Source organism: Mucilaginibacter sp. BGA-UO-ETr-C110 (assembly GCF_059567985.1).
This window is the reverse complement of record NZ_JCAQPB010000002.1, coordinates 6,115,136-6,130,647: the sequence shown is the minus strand read 5'-3', so window position 1 is coordinate 6,130,647 and position 15,512 is coordinate 6,115,136. Positions and strand designations below refer to the sequence as shown.

Annotated in this window: 13 protein-coding genes; 6 read left to right on the top strand and 7 right to left on the bottom strand. The window is 42.1% G+C overall.

Annotated features, from left to right (window positions below; translation table 11 throughout):
* Positions 1–62: 62 nt before the first annotated feature.
* Positions 63–935, bottom strand: a complete 873-nt coding sequence (locus AC57BQ_RS26395) for an alpha/beta fold hydrolase (protein WP_496409088.1) — start codon at positions 933–935, stop codon at positions 63–65.
* Between the two features lie 113 nt (positions 936–1,048).
* Here AC57BQ_RS26395 and AC57BQ_RS26390 point away from each other — a divergent pair, with 113 nt between their 5' ends.
* Entirely contained in the window at positions 1,049–1,231 is a 183-nt protein-coding gene (locus AC57BQ_RS26390; protein WP_496409087.1) for a DUF4293 family protein, read from the top strand.
* Positions 1,232–1,327: 96 nt separating this feature from the next.
* On the opposite strand, the gene AC57BQ_RS26385 is transcribed toward AC57BQ_RS26390, so the two are convergent.
* Positions 1,328–2,116 carry a class I SAM-dependent methyltransferase gene (locus AC57BQ_RS26385; protein ID WP_496409086.1) on the bottom strand — a complete coding sequence of 263 codons (789 nt, stop codon included), beginning with the start codon at positions 2,114–2,116 and terminating at the stop codon, positions 1,328–1,330.
* 218 nt (positions 2,117–2,334) lie between these two features.
* Between AC57BQ_RS26385 and AC57BQ_RS26380 the strand changes: the two genes are divergently transcribed.
* Complete coding sequence (locus AC57BQ_RS26380; RefSeq protein WP_496409085.1) at positions 2,335–4,194, top strand: DEAD/DEAH box helicase; 1,860 nt, start codon at positions 2,335–2,337, stop codon at positions 4,192–4,194.
* 296 nt (positions 4,195–4,490) lie between these two features.
* On the opposite strand, the gene AC57BQ_RS26375 is transcribed toward AC57BQ_RS26380, so the two are convergent.
* From AC57BQ_RS26375 to AC57BQ_RS26365, 3 genes are read right to left on the bottom strand one after another with little or no spacing between them, the layout of a single operon-like run.
* Positions 4,491–4,817, bottom strand: coding sequence for a hypothetical protein (locus AC57BQ_RS26375; protein ID WP_496409084.1), 327 nt, complete (start codon positions 4,815–4,817; stop codon positions 4,491–4,493).
* A 41-nt stretch (positions 4,818–4,858) separates the two neighbouring features.
* Complete coding sequence (locus tag AC57BQ_RS26370) at positions 4,859–5,194, bottom strand: hypothetical protein (protein WP_496409083.1); 336 nt, start codon at positions 5,192–5,194, stop codon at positions 4,859–4,861.
* 31 nt (positions 5,195–5,225) lie between these two features.
* The gene (locus AC57BQ_RS26365; RefSeq protein ID WP_496409082.1) at positions 5,226–6,233 is read right to left on the bottom strand and encodes an NAD(P)H-dependent glycerol-3-phosphate dehydrogenase; all 1,008 of its coding nucleotides are present in this window, start codon (positions 6,231–6,233) and stop codon (positions 5,226–5,228) included.
* Between the two features lie 477 nt (positions 6,234–6,710).
* On the opposite strand from AC57BQ_RS26365, the gene AC57BQ_RS26360 reads away from it, so the two are divergent.
* The 4 genes from AC57BQ_RS26360 (at position 6,711) to AC57BQ_RS26345 (ending at position 13,722) form a co-directional block, all read left to right on the top strand.
* Positions 6,711–7,904: a hypothetical protein gene (locus AC57BQ_RS26360; RefSeq protein ID WP_496409081.1), complete on the top strand. Its 1,194-nt coding sequence runs from the start codon at positions 6,711–6,713 to the stop codon at positions 7,902–7,904.
* Between the two features lie 68 nt (positions 7,905–7,972).
* Positions 7,973–8,134, top strand: a complete 162-nt coding sequence (locus tag AC57BQ_RS26355) for a FeoB-associated Cys-rich membrane protein (protein ID WP_496409080.1) — start codon at positions 7,973–7,975, stop codon at positions 8,132–8,134.
* A gap of 66 nt (positions 8,135–8,200) precedes the next feature.
* The gene (locus tag AC57BQ_RS26350; RefSeq protein ID WP_496409079.1) at positions 8,201–11,584 is read left to right on the top strand and encodes a trifunctional glycoside hydrolase family 18/polysaccharide deacetylase/glycosyltransferase family 2 protein; all 3,384 of its coding nucleotides are present in this window, start codon (positions 8,201–8,203) and stop codon (positions 11,582–11,584) included.
* A 227-nt stretch (positions 11,585–11,811) separates the two neighbouring features.
* Positions 11,812–13,722 (top strand): alpha-L-fucosidase, encoded by a 1,911-nt coding sequence (locus tag AC57BQ_RS26345; RefSeq protein ID WP_496409078.1) that lies wholly within the window; start codon positions 11,812–11,814, stop codon positions 13,720–13,722.
* Here the strand turns inward: AC57BQ_RS26345 and ispF are convergent.
* Positions 13,719–14,201: a 2-C-methyl-D-erythritol 2,4-cyclodiphosphate synthase gene (gene ispF / locus AC57BQ_RS26340; RefSeq protein ID WP_166091114.1), complete on the bottom strand. Its 483-nt coding sequence runs from the start codon at positions 14,199–14,201 to the stop codon at positions 13,719–13,721. The two genes, AC57BQ_RS26345 and ispF, sit on opposite strands and share 4 nt — an antisense overlap.
* A complete protein-coding gene (gene porV, locus AC57BQ_RS26335) occupies positions 14,201–15,382 on the bottom strand; it encodes a type IX secretion system outer membrane channel protein PorV (protein WP_496409077.1) in 1,182 nt (393 codons plus the stop codon). The genes ispF and porV overlap by 1 nt, the downstream gene beginning before the upstream one ends.
* Positions 15,383–15,512: the final 130 nt, after the last annotated feature.

Genomic DNA, 15,512 nt, shown 5'->3' with positions numbered 1-15,512 from the left:
TAAGAAACTGGGCGATTGCTTAGAACCACTCACCTAATCAACCATTCAACTCAATCAACCAACTACTCAAACCTACCGAATTTTTCAATTTTACGATAAGGCTTGCTCAAAAAATCGCCAACTACCTGGTTAAACATATCTCTGTAAAATATAGGGGTGGAGTGGCCGGAGTTTGGTAAGATCCATAAATAGGAGTTTGCTATATTATCTGCAATAAGCATGGTATGTTTGGTGCGCAGCACATCATGATCGCCGCCAATTACCAGTGTTGGGCAGGTTATTTTCTTTAATGCTTCAAGCTTTATATGCGGCTCGTAGGTTAACAGGTGCAAAAGCTTTACCTGGTTTTTCATTTCTGCTGTAGGGTTTTTTATCTTTTTCATGGTATCGGCAGCAACCCGGTTCATCTTAAAGGCATAGTTGTACACAAACTCATCAACCGCACTGGTATCGGGCCAAAGGTTAGCGCCTGTAATGGCCAGTTTTTTTACCTTATCCGGGTGGTTTATGGCCAGCAGCAAACCTTCAATGCCACCATCGCTCCATCCAATAACATTAACATCTTTTAGTTTAAGGTTATCCAGCAGTACGTTCAGATCGTCGGTCATCATTTCATAACTTAATGAATCTTTGTCGTCCACTGATTTTCCCTGGGCGCGGCTATCGGCAAGTATTACCTGGTAGTTTTTAGCAAAATAAGGGATCTGGTACCTGAAGTTATTGATGGAGCCGCCGTTGCCGTGAATGATAAGCAATGGCTGGCCCTTGCCATAAATTTCGTAGTACATTTTAAATCCCCTGATAGCTGCATACTTACCCACAGCCGGATTATGGCCGTATTTGGTCGTATCCTTATCAGGTAATTGCTGCGCGCTGCAAAAGCCGGCGATAAATGTAAAAAGTGTGATTGCGAATGCGGTTTTAAGGTTTTTCATAATGGACTAATAGTTAATCCCTTAAATATAAAAATTATAATTTAAATTGCATACGCTACTGATCGCCAAAGCGAAATTCAAATCCGTTGGCGGCAGCGCTATATCGGTATTAATTGGTTACAGTTTTTTGGATGGCCCAAACCGTTAAGAAAGCGATAGGCAGCGTACAGCTTGATACCCTTACGATGGGCATAGGATTATTCCTTACCTCGTTAAGTATTGTATTGCTGATTCTGGCGGCTAAAAGTATACAGCCCGACGAAAAACTGGTAAAATCAGCGGACAGACTGAGATAGTTTGAGGAGTAAGGATTTGGGGAGCAAAGAATAAGGATGCTTTTTGTCTTTGATCCAAAAGTCCTTGTTCCTTGCTCCTTTTATCTTTTAATCCTTTTATGAATAGTCAAAGCTTCCTTTTTTGAACGGCAGTTTAAAAAAAGCGGTTACTACATTGGCGATATGCTTTAGGCGATATCTTAAATTCTTTTTAACCTTGGCAACACCGTGAACCTCCAGGTTCATGGGCGGAGTTTTGATAGTTCCGGTTTGTGACGAAGTAGGTTGCGGCGTTGGGCGTTTCTCTACCACTACTATCGAATCATAATAATGCACAGAATTTACCGAACGGGTGAAGGAACTCACCGGCAATGATTTTTCGACCGAATGGTAAGCGTTTAACTGATCAATAAAATTTTTAGAGTATTCAATAAAGCTCCCACGTCTTTTATGACCGCCCCCATATTTGAGCCAGTACGAGGTATGAATATCTTCGCACAGGTAGACACCATCAGGCTTAACGTGATCAAAAAGCTCTTCGTATGATACAATTTGCTGCAACATGGTATGGCCACCGTCGTCAATTAAAATATCAATCGGTGGAATTTCCCGCTTCACCTGCCTTAAAAAATTACGGTCTGTTTGTGAGCCTATCAACACTTTAATATTCTCTTCTTCCACCGCTTTACAGGCCGGGTTAATATCCATTCCGTAAATTTTTGCTTTATCGCCAAAATAGCTTTTCCACATTTGCAGACTACCGCCATGCAGTGTGCCAATTTCCAATATCACAATTTCTTTACCACGGTATTTACTAAAATGCCGCTCATAAACATCAAAATAATGAGCCCATTTATATATTACCCGCTTATCATTATTATTAAAATATAACTCCAGATCGTTCATTTCAGCTTAATTAACGGCTTTAAACCTACATAAAAAAAATCGACTGCCAAATTGAAATTCAATTCCCATGCCCACATACAACATCAACCCAACATAACTCCCAAATTATCAAAAAGTTATGATATTTTTAAAAATCAACATTTCTATTGTGTATGAAATATATAATCCCTATCTTTGCGCCCGATTTGGCGATGTTGCCAAATTCGTTATTTTAATTCATGAACCCATTTATTCAACTGGGAATCCGTCATGATATTGTTAATGCCATCTCTGAGTTAGGGTTTGAAAACCCAACGCCAATCCAGGAACAGTCAATTCCGGTATTGTTAACAGGCAGCAACGATTTTGTCGGATTAGCCCAAACCGGGACCGGTAAGACTGCTGCCTTTGGCCTACCATTATTAGAGCTGTTGGATTTCGAAGAAAATCATCCACAGGCACTTGTTTTATGCCCAACACGTGAACTTTGTTTACAGATCACGAACGACATTAAAAATTACGCCAAGCATATGAACAACGTTCACGTTGTTGCTGTGTATGGTGGTGCAAGCATTTCCGATCAGTTACGCCAAATCAAACGCGGTGTACAGATTGTAGTGGCCACACCTGGCCGCATGCTTGATATCATCAACCGCAAGGCGATAGATTTTTCGCAGGTAAAATTCGTAGTATTGGATGAAGCTGATGAAATGCTCAACATGGGCTTTCAGGAAGACATTGATAATATCTTATCTACCACGCCCGACGAGAAAAAAACCTGGCTGTTTTCAGCCACCATGCCTGCCGAAGTTAGGCGGATCGCCAAAAAATACATGGAGAATCCGTTTGAGCTTACTATGGGCACCAAAAACACCGGTAATGCCAACATTGAGCATGAGTACTATATAGTACGTGCCCGTGACAAGTATGCCGCGTTTAAACGTATTGTTGATTTTAACCCCGATATTTTTGGTATAGTTTTTTGCCGTACCAAGATCGAGACCCAGGATATTGCAGAAGCCCTGATCAAAGACGGTTATAATGCCGATTCTTTACATGGCGATTTATCACAACAACAACGTGATAAGGTAATGAAACGTTACCGTGAACGCAACCTGCAGCTATTAATAGCTACAGACGTTGCCGCCCGTGGTATCGACGTTAATGATGTTACCCACGTAATCAACTACTCGTTACCTGACGAGATCGAGAATTACACCCACCGTAGCGGTCGTACAGCCCGTGCTGGTAAAACAGGTGTATCCATCTCTATCGTTAACGGTAAAGAATTAGGTAAAATACGCCAAATTGAGCGTGTTATAGGTAAAAAGTTTTCAAAAGCCGAGATCCCTACAGGTTTTGACGTTTGCGAAAAACAACTGTTCTCGATTGTACATAAAGTACATAACGTAACAGTTAACGAGGAGCAGATTGAACAATACCTGCCACGCATCATTGAGGAATTTAAAGATATAAGCAAAGAAGATTTTATCAAACGTTTTGCTTCTATCGAGTTTAACCGTTTCCTTGATTATTACAAAAATGCTCCGGACCTGAATGCAAATGCCGAAGAAGGCCGTACCAGGGACAGGGACGACCGTCCGGAACGTGGTGCATCAAGCGGACCATCAGCTTATACCCGTTTATTTATAAACTTAGGTTCTGTTGATGAATTTAACCGTGGCGATTTGCTGGGTTACATTTGCAACACTACCAAAATAAGCGGCCGTACAGTTGGTAAAATTGATGTAAAAGGTGTTTATTCATTTTTCGAAGTTCCACATGAGGATGTAGAAAAAGTAATGACTGCTTATAAAGAGATCGAATATAAAGGTCGTCCGGTTAGGATAGAAATATCTGGCGAAGGCACCAGTGACAATCGCAGCAGCGGCGGTGGATACCGTGGCGGTGGCGAGCGTCGTGAAGGTGGATATCGTGGTGGCGAGCGTCGCGAAGGCGGTGGTGGTTACCGTGGTGGCGAACGTCGTGAAGGCGGTGGTCATCGTGGCAGCAGCGAAAGAAGCAGCAGCGGTGGTGGTTTCCGTGATTTCTCTGGCAAAAGCCGTGAAGAGCGTCCGGAACGTCGCAGAAGATTCTAATTCAAAGAGTCAAGAGATTAGAACCAAGAATCAGGACAGAAATCCATGAGCAGTGTGATTTCATCTTGATTCTTGACTCTTACTTCTTGATTCTAAAAAGAAAATAGTTTTTCATGTAGCTTCTCTGGTAAAGAAGCATTAGTTTTAGTTTAGTTTTGTTAACAAAGCCTTCAGCTGCATCCGCAGCATGAAGGCTTTTGTTTTTTTAGCGGCCAAATTAAAGCCGGCATCTGAATCAGGATAAAACCCAATGTTTTTGTTTTCTTGAGTCTTGATTCTAATATCTTGCTTCTTTTTTATCGGCCAAATTCAACCAGGTCTGAGTCTGGGTAAAACAGTGTGAGCTTATGATCATCCAAATTTTTGATCAGGAATTTGGTAAATGGTCTACTTCCCTGGTAAGAAGTAAAGATGGTATCATTCGTTACAAAATAATCTTCAGTAACAGGCTTGCCATCGTCCATCGTAAATCCTTTGTCGGTTATTTCAAGCTTGGTTTCACCATCCTTTGACTGCCATTTGCCAACCAGTTTTTTGTTAACCTGGTGCTCCGGAGCCCTATTGCAGGCAAAAACCAATAATATCAATCCAACTGCCGGGATCAATAAAGCTTTATGTTTCATATTTAGTTTTTTATACCCATATCCCGAGCTGCCGGGTTTTGTTATTTTTTCTCAACGGGTTTATCTTTCAATTTAGCTTTACTAACATAAACATGTTTCCCTTTTTTATTTACATAAAAGTAGTGAGAGTTTTTGTCAATGTAAATGGTTTGTCCACCCGGGCCCACTTTGTCGGCATATTTTTTATCAGCTACACCCGCTGCGCCTTTGGAGGCAATTTCGGCTGTTTTATGCCCAACTGATGTGGCGACTTTGCCAGTTTTGTTGCCCACTTTTTTAAAGAAGCTGGTATCCTTCTTGGTTTTAGTTTGTGAAAAAGCTGGTGATATTACAAACGTACACACAGCAAGCAGGGCAATTTTGAATAGATTTTTCATATGGAATTGCAATTAGTTTATAATTACAAAATCAGCTCAATTTTTCGGCCAAATTCTTCATTTCAAATGCAGGAGGGCTTTTCTGATATAAAATGGCATAAACAGCATCACATATAGGCATGTTCACATTGTATTGTTTATTCACCTCGTGTAGGCAATTTACTGCATAATATCCTTCGGCTATCATATTCATTTCCAGCTGGGCCGATGTTACCGTATACCCTTTACCTATCATATTACCAAAAGTACGGTTGCGACTAAACTGGGAATAAGCTGTAACCAGCAGATCGCCCAGGTAAGCCGACTCCTTAATATCCCTGTTGATGGGGTGCACTGCGTCGACAAAGCGTTCCAGCTCACGTATAGCGTTTGATATCAGTACCGCCTGGAAATTATCACCATAACCTACGCCATGGCAAATACCACTGGCAATGGCGTACACATTTTTTAATACAGCCCCGTATTCGGTGCCATATATATCATCGGATACGATGGTTTTGATATAACGGGTATTGATCATCCCGGCAAATTCGGCAGCCAGGTCGGTATCGCCCGATGCGATGGTGAGGTATGATAGTTTTTCAAGCGCTACCTCTTCCGCGTGGCATGGGCCGCTAATCACCATAAAATCATCAAACGAAACACCCATCTTCCGGTTTAAAAATTCGCCAATGATCAGGTTCTCATCAGGCACTATCCCTTTTATGGCTGATACTATTTTTTTTTCGGCCAGGTCAGCAGGTGTTATCCCGGTTAAGGCATCTTTTAAGAATGCCGCTGGCACATTAAGTAAAATGATATCAGCATGTTGTATGATCTCTTTTAGATTAACCGAAATATTTTGCTTTGGCAATTTGATTTCAACCGAACTTAAATAATGCGGGTTATGCCCAAATTTATGCAGATGTTCCACCGCCTGCACATTCCTCATCCACCAAAAAATCTCCTTTTCTGTAGTATTATCAGCCAGCATTTTAATATTGGCTGTAGCCCAGCTCCCTCCGCCAACAACCGCGATCCTCTTTTTATTTTTTTGCATTAAATGATATTGCCAGGTTTTAATTGACAAAGCAAATTAATGAAAAATTGAGGTAAAAGGAGAAAGGATTTTTCGGAACAAGGAATAAGGAGCAAGGATTTTTGGAGTAAAGATGGGTTTAAGCATAATCCCTAAACGGGCGGTCATTTTGTTACAAATTGGGTTTACATGGTTTACACTTTTCACGGTTAACATTGACATATATATTTAACAATCAATAACTTATATAAATTTTATCATTAAAAAGTGGGTTTACATGTAAACCATAATTCGAAGCATTCCATGTCATTAAATATCAGGTACCGGATGTGAAATAATGATTTCGGTGTTCGAAATTCAAAATTCGTTATTCGATATCACTCCTCTGCTATTTACCCTTATTCCCAAAGCCCTTGCTCCTTGTTCCAAAAATCCTTGCTCCAAAAATCTTTGTTCCTTGCTCCTTAAAATGTTAAGTTTGTTTTATACCCTATACCTATGGATCCATCAGCCAGAGAAACATTTAACGAGCATTTTACAGCCGAAAAATACCAGGTATTTTTAAACCGTCTTAATGAAGGCTTGCACAACCCTGTAACTTTCCGCGTAGCCGAAACACCGGTTTTCCTGACCGATGACTTTCGCGATAAATTGGTAGTAGCGGGTAATAGTATCATCGATGCCATTTTGCAGCCCGGGTTTAAAGAGCTTACTGAGCGCTCCATCCCCCATAAATGGCGCTTGCCCAATGAAAATGATCATCCCCATTTCATCGCGCTTGATTTTGGTGTTTGTAAGGATGCGGATGGCCGGATAGTCCCTAAGCTGATCGAGTTGCAGGGCTTTCCTTCCCTGTATGGTTTCCAGGTTCATTTGGGCAACACTTATCGTGAAGTTTTTAATATCGATAACGACAAAACCATCTACTTTGGCGGCCTTCATGAACAATCCTACCTTGATCTGCTGAAAAAAACCATCCTTGGCCCCTACCAACCCGATGAGGTGGTGTTGATGGATGTGAACGCTCCCGAACAAAAAACCGCGGTTGATTTTTATATTACCCAGCGATACCTGGGCATCCCGGTTGTTTCTTTAAGCGATCTGCAGCAACAGGGCGATCAGCTTTTTTATGAGATAAATGGCGAAAAAAAACGCATCAGGCGTATTTACAACCGGCTGATATTTGATGAGATCGAGGGAGATGACAACATTTTTAACCAGGTAGTTGACATACGCCAGCCGCTTGATGTGGAGTGGATAACACACCCTAACTGGTTTTACCGCATCAGTAAATTTACGATGCCTTACCTGAATGGCGATCATATCCCCAAAACACATTTTTTACACGAGTTAACTCAAATACCTGCCGACCTGGAGAATTATGTACTTAAACCCCTGTTTTCTTTTGCCGGCCAGGGCGTAATCATTGACGTTACCCCCGATGACATCAAAAACATCATGGATCCAGAAAACTGGATATTACAGCAAAAGGTAAACTATGAACCGGTGGTACAAGCTCCGGATGGCGGCGTAAAGGCCGAGATACGCTTGCTATACTTATGGCCCGACGGCGATACTAAACCCACATTAGCCATTAACCTGGCCAGGCTTAGTCGCGGTAAAATGATAGGCGTGCGTTATAATCAAAATTTTGATTGGGTTGGCGGAACAATTGCCTTTCAACAGCGTTAAACTTTATACTAATCGGAACGTCTATACGTATAATAGGGTATATATTAAAAATGTAGTATTTTTGTGACATGAATATTCAAACCATTATAGTAATCATACTTTTTGCCGGCGCAATTTTTTACATCAGCCGTATGATGTATAAGAGTTTGACCGCAAAAAAGGGATGTGGTGGTAATTGTAAATGTGGTGTTGATTTTTCTGGTATAGAGCCGGGCAAAACACATCAATAAAGCAATATCATTCATTAAATCTTCATCTGTAACCCGTACTTTTAAATTTAGAAGTAAACTCACTTAATGTCTTCAAATAAGCAAGTTTTTCAAGCCGATTCACCAGGTAGATGGAATAAATTCAAGTGGCTCAGCCGCGTACTTCTTGCAGTACTTATCATTGGGATAATAGCCGTAATAGTTACCATTAAATCAACCTACTATCCCGATCTGCCTAACCTGAATCCGGCTCCAAAAAAAATGTCGAAAGAGGAGCTTGACCAGTTAAAAAGGTCGACCAAGTTCAAGTACTTCAATATACAAAAATCCGAGATTGAGGCTATGGAGCGAACCCGGCGTTTGCACCAGCTTAAACACCCGAATAATAAAGACCGTATTAACGCAGCCTTTTACCTGGCCTGGGATCCTCAGGCTTATAATTCACTGATCACCAATCTGGGGCACCTGGATATGGTGGTAAGCGAAGGTTTTTCCATAGCACCCAAAGTTGATACCGTAATTACTAAAATTGATACCGGACTTGTCAATATCAATAAAAAGTTCAATAAGCCGGTGCTCGTCATGTTATCCAACTACGTTAATTACAATAACGTAAGCGGTGGCTTTGACACTAAAGACGTTGAACGGATCATTAAAAGCAAGAGGCTCCGTACCGGCTTTATCAGCAGTATTATCAACAGCCTCACTAAACACAAATTCCAGGGTATTAATGTCGATTTTAATGAAATTAAAGACCGCAACAGTAAAGAGTACCTTACCTTTTTGCAGGAGCTTTACAAAGCCTTACATGCCAAAAACTTCCTGGTAACCCAAAACGTAATTGCCGATGATGAAGCTTATGATTTGGTTAAGCTGCAGCATTATAACGACTTCCTTTTTGTGATGGCCATTGATGAGCATTATGATGCCACCAACGCCGGCGACCTGTCAAACCAGCACTGGGTTGAACAGATACTGGATGACGTTTGCAGCAAGGTACCCAGTGAAAAGGTTATTTTGACTTTTGCCGCCGGCGGATATGACTGGCCAGAAAAGAGTGTTGGTCACGCCATAGGTTACCAACAAGCCATCAGTACCGCCCAGGAGAAAAAAAGCAAGATCATTTTTGATCCCCTGTCTGCCAATCTGCATTTTAATTATGTTGATCAGGATAGTCTTGCCCATACCATTTATTTTACGGATGCCGCCACCAATTTTAATGTGATCCGCATGGCCGATGACTGGGCTACCGGTGGCGTGGCACTGTGGCGCCTGGGATCTGAGGATCCGCGTTTATGGTCGTATTTCCAGAAAAATCTTTCCATCGACTCTTTAAGAAAAACGGGTATCGATCTGAAAAAATTAACCACGGTAGGTTTAAATAACCGGGTGAACGTTGATTATGATGGCGAAGGCGAAGTGCTTGACTTGATCACCACCCCAACAACAGGCCAAATAGATGTAAAACTGGATACCAGCAGCTATACCATTACCAATCAGCAGTATATTAAACTACCTACCAAGTACGTGATTCGCCGCTATGGCTACGCGCCTAAAAAAGTAGTTTTAACTTTTGACGACGGCCCCGATCCGGACTTTACGCCACGTATTTTAGATATCCTCAAAAAAGAAAACGTACCTGCGGCCTTCTTCGTAGTAGGCTCCATGGCCGAAAAGAACATGCAACTGGTACGGCGTGAGTATGAAGAAGGTTATGAAATTGGTAACCATACGTTCTTCCACCCCGATATTTCAACCATCAGTCTTGACCGTGTTATTTTAGAGCTTAACTCCACCCGTAAGCTCATTGAATCTATAACCGGCCGAAGCACCATCCTGTTCAGACCGCCATTTAATGCTGATGCGGAGCCGCAAACACTCGCCGAGGTTATCCCGGTAGCGGAAAGCCGCAGGCAAAGTTATATTACCATTGGCGAATCTATTGATCCATGGGACTGGCAACCCGGTGTAACAGCCGACAGTATTATTGCCCGCACCATCAGGCAAAAAGATAATGGGTCGATGATATTGCTGCATGATGCCGGTGGCGATACCCGCGAAGAAACGGTAAAGGCATTGCCCGAAATTATCCACTTCTTTAAATCGCATGGGTATCAGTTTACTACCATTGCCGATGTATTGGGTAAAACCAAGGCTGATCTGATGCCACCTATACCAAACGACCCGCATACAGGTATCCTGGGGCCGGTATATGATGTTGCCGTACACGGTTATTTTTACATTAACTGGATACTGATCTACATATTTTTATCAGCTATTTTCCTGGCTATTGGCCGTATTGTTTTAATTGGCATACTGGCTGTAAGGCAACATAGCGAAAATAAAAAGATGGTAAAAGCACGTGGTGAGGGTTTCCCGTTGCCACCGGTGAGCATCATTGTGCCTGCCTACAACGAAGAGGTGAATGCTGTTGCTACCATACAAAGTTTATTAAAAACAGAATACCCTTCATTCGAGATCATTTTTGTGGATGACGGATCAAAAGATAAAACATTTGAGGTGGTTACCGCGGCTTATGAAGGCAATCCGCTGGTTAAAATATTAACCAAACCAAACGGGGGTAAGGCATCAGCCCTTAACTTCGGTATTACTCATGCGCAAAATGACTATGTAGTTTGTATTGATGCTGACACCCAGCTAAAAACAGATGCCATTTATCATTTAATGACCTATTTTACCGATGATGAAATTGGTGCGGTAGCCGGTACGGTAAAAGTAGGTAACGAAACCAATATTATAACCCGTTGGCAGTCTATCGAGTACATCACGGCGCAAAATATGGATCGCCGTGCGTTTGATCTCATTAACAGTATTACCGTGGTGCCAGGGGCCATTGGCGCGTTTAGGAAATCGGCTATATTTAAGGCCGGGGGGTTTACCTATGATACGCTTGCCGAGGATTGCGATTTGACGATGCGCATATTAAAGCAAGGCTATATTGTAAAAAATTGCGCCGATGCGATTGCCTATACCGAAGCGCCCGAAACGGTGAATATGTTATTGAAACAGCGTTTCCGCTGGAGTTTTGGCGTAATACAGAGCTTCTGGAAAAACCGCGATGCCCTGTTTAACAAAAAGTATAAATTCTTCGGGATGGTGGGCATGCCTAACATTTTGATCTTCCAGATCATATTGCCTTTGTTTTCGCCATTGGCAGATCTGATGATGATATTTGCTCTTTTTGGCGCCAAGCCAGAGAAAATGCTGTTCTACTATGTAGCCTTTGTTTTGATCGATTTCATCGTGGGGATCATCGCTTTCCGGATGGAAAAAGAGGATTACCGAAAACTTATTTACATTATCCCGCAGCGCTTTATGTGGCGTCAGCTGATGTATTATGTGCTGTTTAAATCTATCAGAAAAGCTTTAAAAGGTGAGCTTAGCGGCTGGGGTGTACTCAAACGTACGGGTAACGTTAAGGTTGAGAAAGAAAAGGAAAATCAGGTTTAAAAATATATTCAAAGCGTCATTGGGAAAAGCCCTCTCCTTTGGAGAGGGTTGGGTGAGGCTCTTACTTTGCTCTTCGCAATGCCCCCTCTGTTAAAGTTATTACCGCTTTACGATTATACTAATAGCTAAAATACGATCACATGCCAATCGAGTGTATAGATATGCTCAATTCTGCCATTAAATAAGTTGAGAATTAAACGATATTGGTCGGTACCTATTTTTGACCAATGACCAATAAGATACCTGCAGTATGCCCTTCCTGGCTTTCATACCTGTTGATTTTATGTTTTAGTATATCCGCGTTAACAACCGTAGCTCAGGATAAAGGCGATGAGGATAAAACCATGGCCAACAGCGTTAAAGCGCGTGATCAAAAGGCTATTGACGAAGCCATGAATGGTTGGTGGTCGACTTCAATGAAAACCCGGGATACCCGGATTGCCTGGTGGCGTGATGCCCGTTTTGGGATGTTTATACATTGGGGGATATACTCATTACCTGCCGGGGAATGGGATGGCAAAAATACCGGCGGCTATGCCGAACACCTGATGCGTAAGGCTAAAATACCACGTTCAACCTACCTGGAACTGGCGCACCGGTTTAATCCTGTAAAATTTAACCCCGATAAATGGGTACAGGCAGCCAAATATGCAGGCATGCGGTATCTGATCATTACAGCCAAGCATCATGATGGTTTTGCCATGTACAATTCGCAGGTTTCGGATTATAATATTGTGAAACAAACCGCCTGGAAACACGACCCTATGGTTGATCTGGCTGCGGCATGTAAAAAGTACGGCATTAAATTCGGCTTTTATTATTCACATGCTTTTGATTGGGAGCATCCGGACGCGCCGGGTAACGATTGGGATTACCAAAATCCGGGAGGCGATTTAAATTTGTTTGGCGGTCGCGATTGGTATGATCTGCATCCGGAATTATTACCTAAAGCAGTTAATTATGTAGATAAAAAGGCCATCCCCCAGATAAAAGAACTCATCACCAAATATCATCCGGATATATTGTGGTTTGATACGCCTCAAAAGCTACCGCTATCAGAAAACATTCGCATTCTGAAGGCCATCCGCGAAACCGATCCCAATATTGTAGTGAACGGAAGACTGGCACGGGGCAGCGGTAATTTACAAATGGGCGATTATAAAAACACCGGCGACCGCCCTGCAGAGTTTTTCCCGGCAAGCGGCGACTGGGAAGCTATACCTACTACCAATGAATCATACGGTTATTCGAAATTTGATAAGAGCCATAAACCTGTGAGTTTTTTTATCCGGTTACTGGCCAAAGCAGCATCGCGTGGAGGTAACCTACTGATGAACATAGGCCAAATGGGTAATGGTGAATTTGCACCTGAGGATACGACCATTCTACAAGGCATAGGCCGGTGGATGAGCAAAAACTCGGCAAGTATTTATCAAACTACTAAAACACCTTTACCCTATCAAAGCTGGGGCGTATCGACAAGAAAAAATAACCTGCTCTATCTGCATGTATTCAACTGGCCAAAAAATGGCAAACTGGTAGTGGGCGGTTTAAAAAGTGGGGTTAATAAAGTTTGGCAGCTAGCTGATAAAAAAGAGTTAAAGTTTAACCGGATAGATCCCCTTGATATGGTTATCCATTTACCTGCCCAGGCCCCCGATACCAGCAACACGGTTCTGGTAATGGAAACTACCGGGTCAATAGAAACGGATACCTTGCGCCTACTAGCCAATCATGAAACAACCAATCGGTTATTAGCATTTGACGCGCGCCTGGAAGGTAAGGGATTTGGTTTTGGCGATGGAAAAACCAATAGCTATTATGTAGATGGCTGGAAAAACACCCATCAATCTGTAAACTGGGATTTCAGATTAATTGAACGTGCCACTTATAAAGTACTTTTAAAATACGTGGCAGATAATGCCGATGAAGGCACTTACGAGTTAAGCATTCGCGCTTTTAAAGTAAAAGACAGCATTTATGCTATACCAAAAGGCGCACAAGTTACAGAACATGTATTGGGTACCGTAACTCTTGAGCCTGGCGTACATAGCTTAATCATTTCGCCGGTTGAAATAAAGAAATCTGGTTTAATGAAAATATTAGAGGTACAGTTGATCCCGGTGAGTAAACCTTAATCGCGCTCAATAAGGCAAACAGCGTAGGCTACTACACCTTCTTCGCGGCCAATAAAGCCCATTTGTTCGTTAGTGGTGGCTTTAATGGATATATCCTCTTCGCTGATAGATGCGGCTTCGGCTATATAAGTTTTCATGGCGGGTATATGCGGATTTATCTTTGGGGCCTCCAGGCATACCATAGCATCAATATTGCCGATACTAAAACCCTTTTCTTTGATCAATGCCACCACATGCTGTAACAGTACCAGGCTGCTAATCCCTTTCCAGCGATTATCGGTATTGGAGAAATGAAATCCGATATCGCGCAAATTAGCTGCTCCCAGCAAGGCATCGCAAATAGCGTGTAACAATACATCGGCATCTGAATGCCCATAAGCGCCGGAATGGTGCTCTAACTTTACACCGCCTAAAACAAATGGGTGCTGTTCTTTTAACTGATGTACATCAAACCCAAAACCTACTTTTATCTTACCCATTATCTCCTGCCCACATTTGATATGCCACCGAAATTTGCCGACAAGGTAAAGCGCAGTGTATTAGCCAAAGGACTATTTTGCTGACTGGCCGCCAGGTATGAAAAATCGAAATTAAAGATATTATACTTCATACCTAAACCCAGGGTAAGATAGTGCCTGTCGCCTTTATCCGGATTTTCATAAAAATACCCGGCTCTAACCGCAAATTGATGATTATACCAGTATTCGACACCCGGAGAGAAGCTAATTTCTTTCAACTCTTCACTAAAACCACCCGGAGCATCACCAAATGACTGGAAGATTCCTGCCGGTACAGATACATCATCATCATGCCCTTTGATGATATTACCGTTTACATCACGTATAGGAGGTGTTGGCACCAATAATTTATTAATATCAAAAGTGGCTGTTACCTCATTGGTTTCATCAAGCTCCCAGGTATTGGCTACACCCAATTTTAAATTGGTAGGTAAAAAGTATTTAGGCCCTACATCACTGTAGCCTATTTTTGTACCGATGTTGGAGATATGGGCACCAAAGGCAAAAAGATTAGCGCTGCCGTACGGCTTTTTGTAAAATAATGACACATCTGCAGCAATCGCGTTACCTGGTTTGTTAACCTGTCCCGATCCCTGTGCAAAAGATATACTTGATATGCTTGAGCGTATATACCGCAGTGTTAATCCTAATGAAAGATTTTCGCCAAATTTACGGGCAAATGAACCATCTATCGAAAACTCATTAGGGGTGTAAGTACCCTGATCATTTGACTGATCATCCGTTAATTGTACCGAGCCGTAATTAAAATAACGCATAGACGCTCCTATGGTATTACGGTCACTTAATTTATGGGCATAACTTAGGTATGAAAGGCTGATATCAGGCACCAGGTGTCGTAACCAGGGGCTGTAAGATAATGAAAGCGCATCGTTACTCTCCAGAAATGCGAGTTTAGAGGGGTTCCAGAAATTGGCGTTAACATCTGGCGAAATAGCAACACCGGCATCACCCATTGCCCCTGAGCGCGAATCTGGAGATATATTTAAAAAAGGAACCTGAACAGGTATCGCCCTGATGCTACTACCATCAGTACTTGTGCCTACTGGGGTTTGTGCAATAACCGAAACTGGTAGCAGAAAGAGCACGGAATAAACAAAATAGCGAAAGGTAGAAAACTTCATTGGGTGAATTTAGCTTTAATATTTTAATTCATATACAGGTACGCCCAAAATTTACTCAGCATTTTTAAAGATCTATTGCAACAATTGCTCAATCAAAAAAAGCAAACCGGTGCAACTAATTTCAACAAAT

Bases quoted from the DNA above. Each gene is read 5' to 3' on its own strand.
- AC57BQ_RS26395 (WP_496409088.1), bottom strand. From the start codon at position 935: ATGAAAAACCTTAAAACCGCATTCGCAATCACACTTTTTACATTTATC.
- AC57BQ_RS26385 (WP_496409086.1), bottom strand. From the start codon at position 2,116: ATGAACGATCTGGAGTTATATTTTAATAATAATGATAAGCGGGTAATA.
- AC57BQ_RS26380 (WP_496409085.1), top strand. From the start codon at position 2,335: ATGAACCCATTTATTCAACTGGGAATCCGTCATGATATTGTTAATGCC.
- AC57BQ_RS26375 (WP_496409084.1), bottom strand. From the start codon at position 4,817: ATGAAACATAAAGCTTTATTGATCCCGGCAGTTGGATTGATATTATTG.
- AC57BQ_RS26370 (WP_496409083.1), bottom strand. From the start codon at position 5,194: ATGAAAAATCTATTCAAAATTGCCCTGCTTGCTGTGTGTACGTTTGTA.
- AC57BQ_RS26365 (WP_496409082.1), bottom strand. From the start codon at position 6,233: ATGCAAAAAAATAAAAAGAGGATCGCGGTTGTTGGCGGAGGGAGCTGG.
- AC57BQ_RS26360 (WP_496409081.1), top strand. From the start codon at position 6,711: ATGGATCCATCAGCCAGAGAAACATTTAACGAGCATTTTACAGCCGAA.
- AC57BQ_RS26355 (WP_496409080.1), top strand. From the start codon at position 7,973: ATGAATATTCAAACCATTATAGTAATCATACTTTTTGCCGGCGCAATT.
- AC57BQ_RS26350 (WP_496409079.1), top strand. From the start codon at position 8,201: ATGTCTTCAAATAAGCAAGTTTTTCAAGCCGATTCACCAGGTAGATGG.
- AC57BQ_RS26345 (WP_496409078.1), top strand. From the start codon at position 11,812: ATGACCAATAAGATACCTGCAGTATGCCCTTCCTGGCTTTCATACCTG.
- ispF (WP_166091114.1), bottom strand. From the start codon at position 14,201: ATGGGTAAGATAAAAGTAGGTTTTGGGTTTGATGTACATCAGTTAAAA.
- porV (WP_496409077.1), bottom strand. From the start codon at position 15,382: ATGAAGTTTTCTACCTTTCGCTATTTTGTTTATTCCGTGCTCTTTCTG.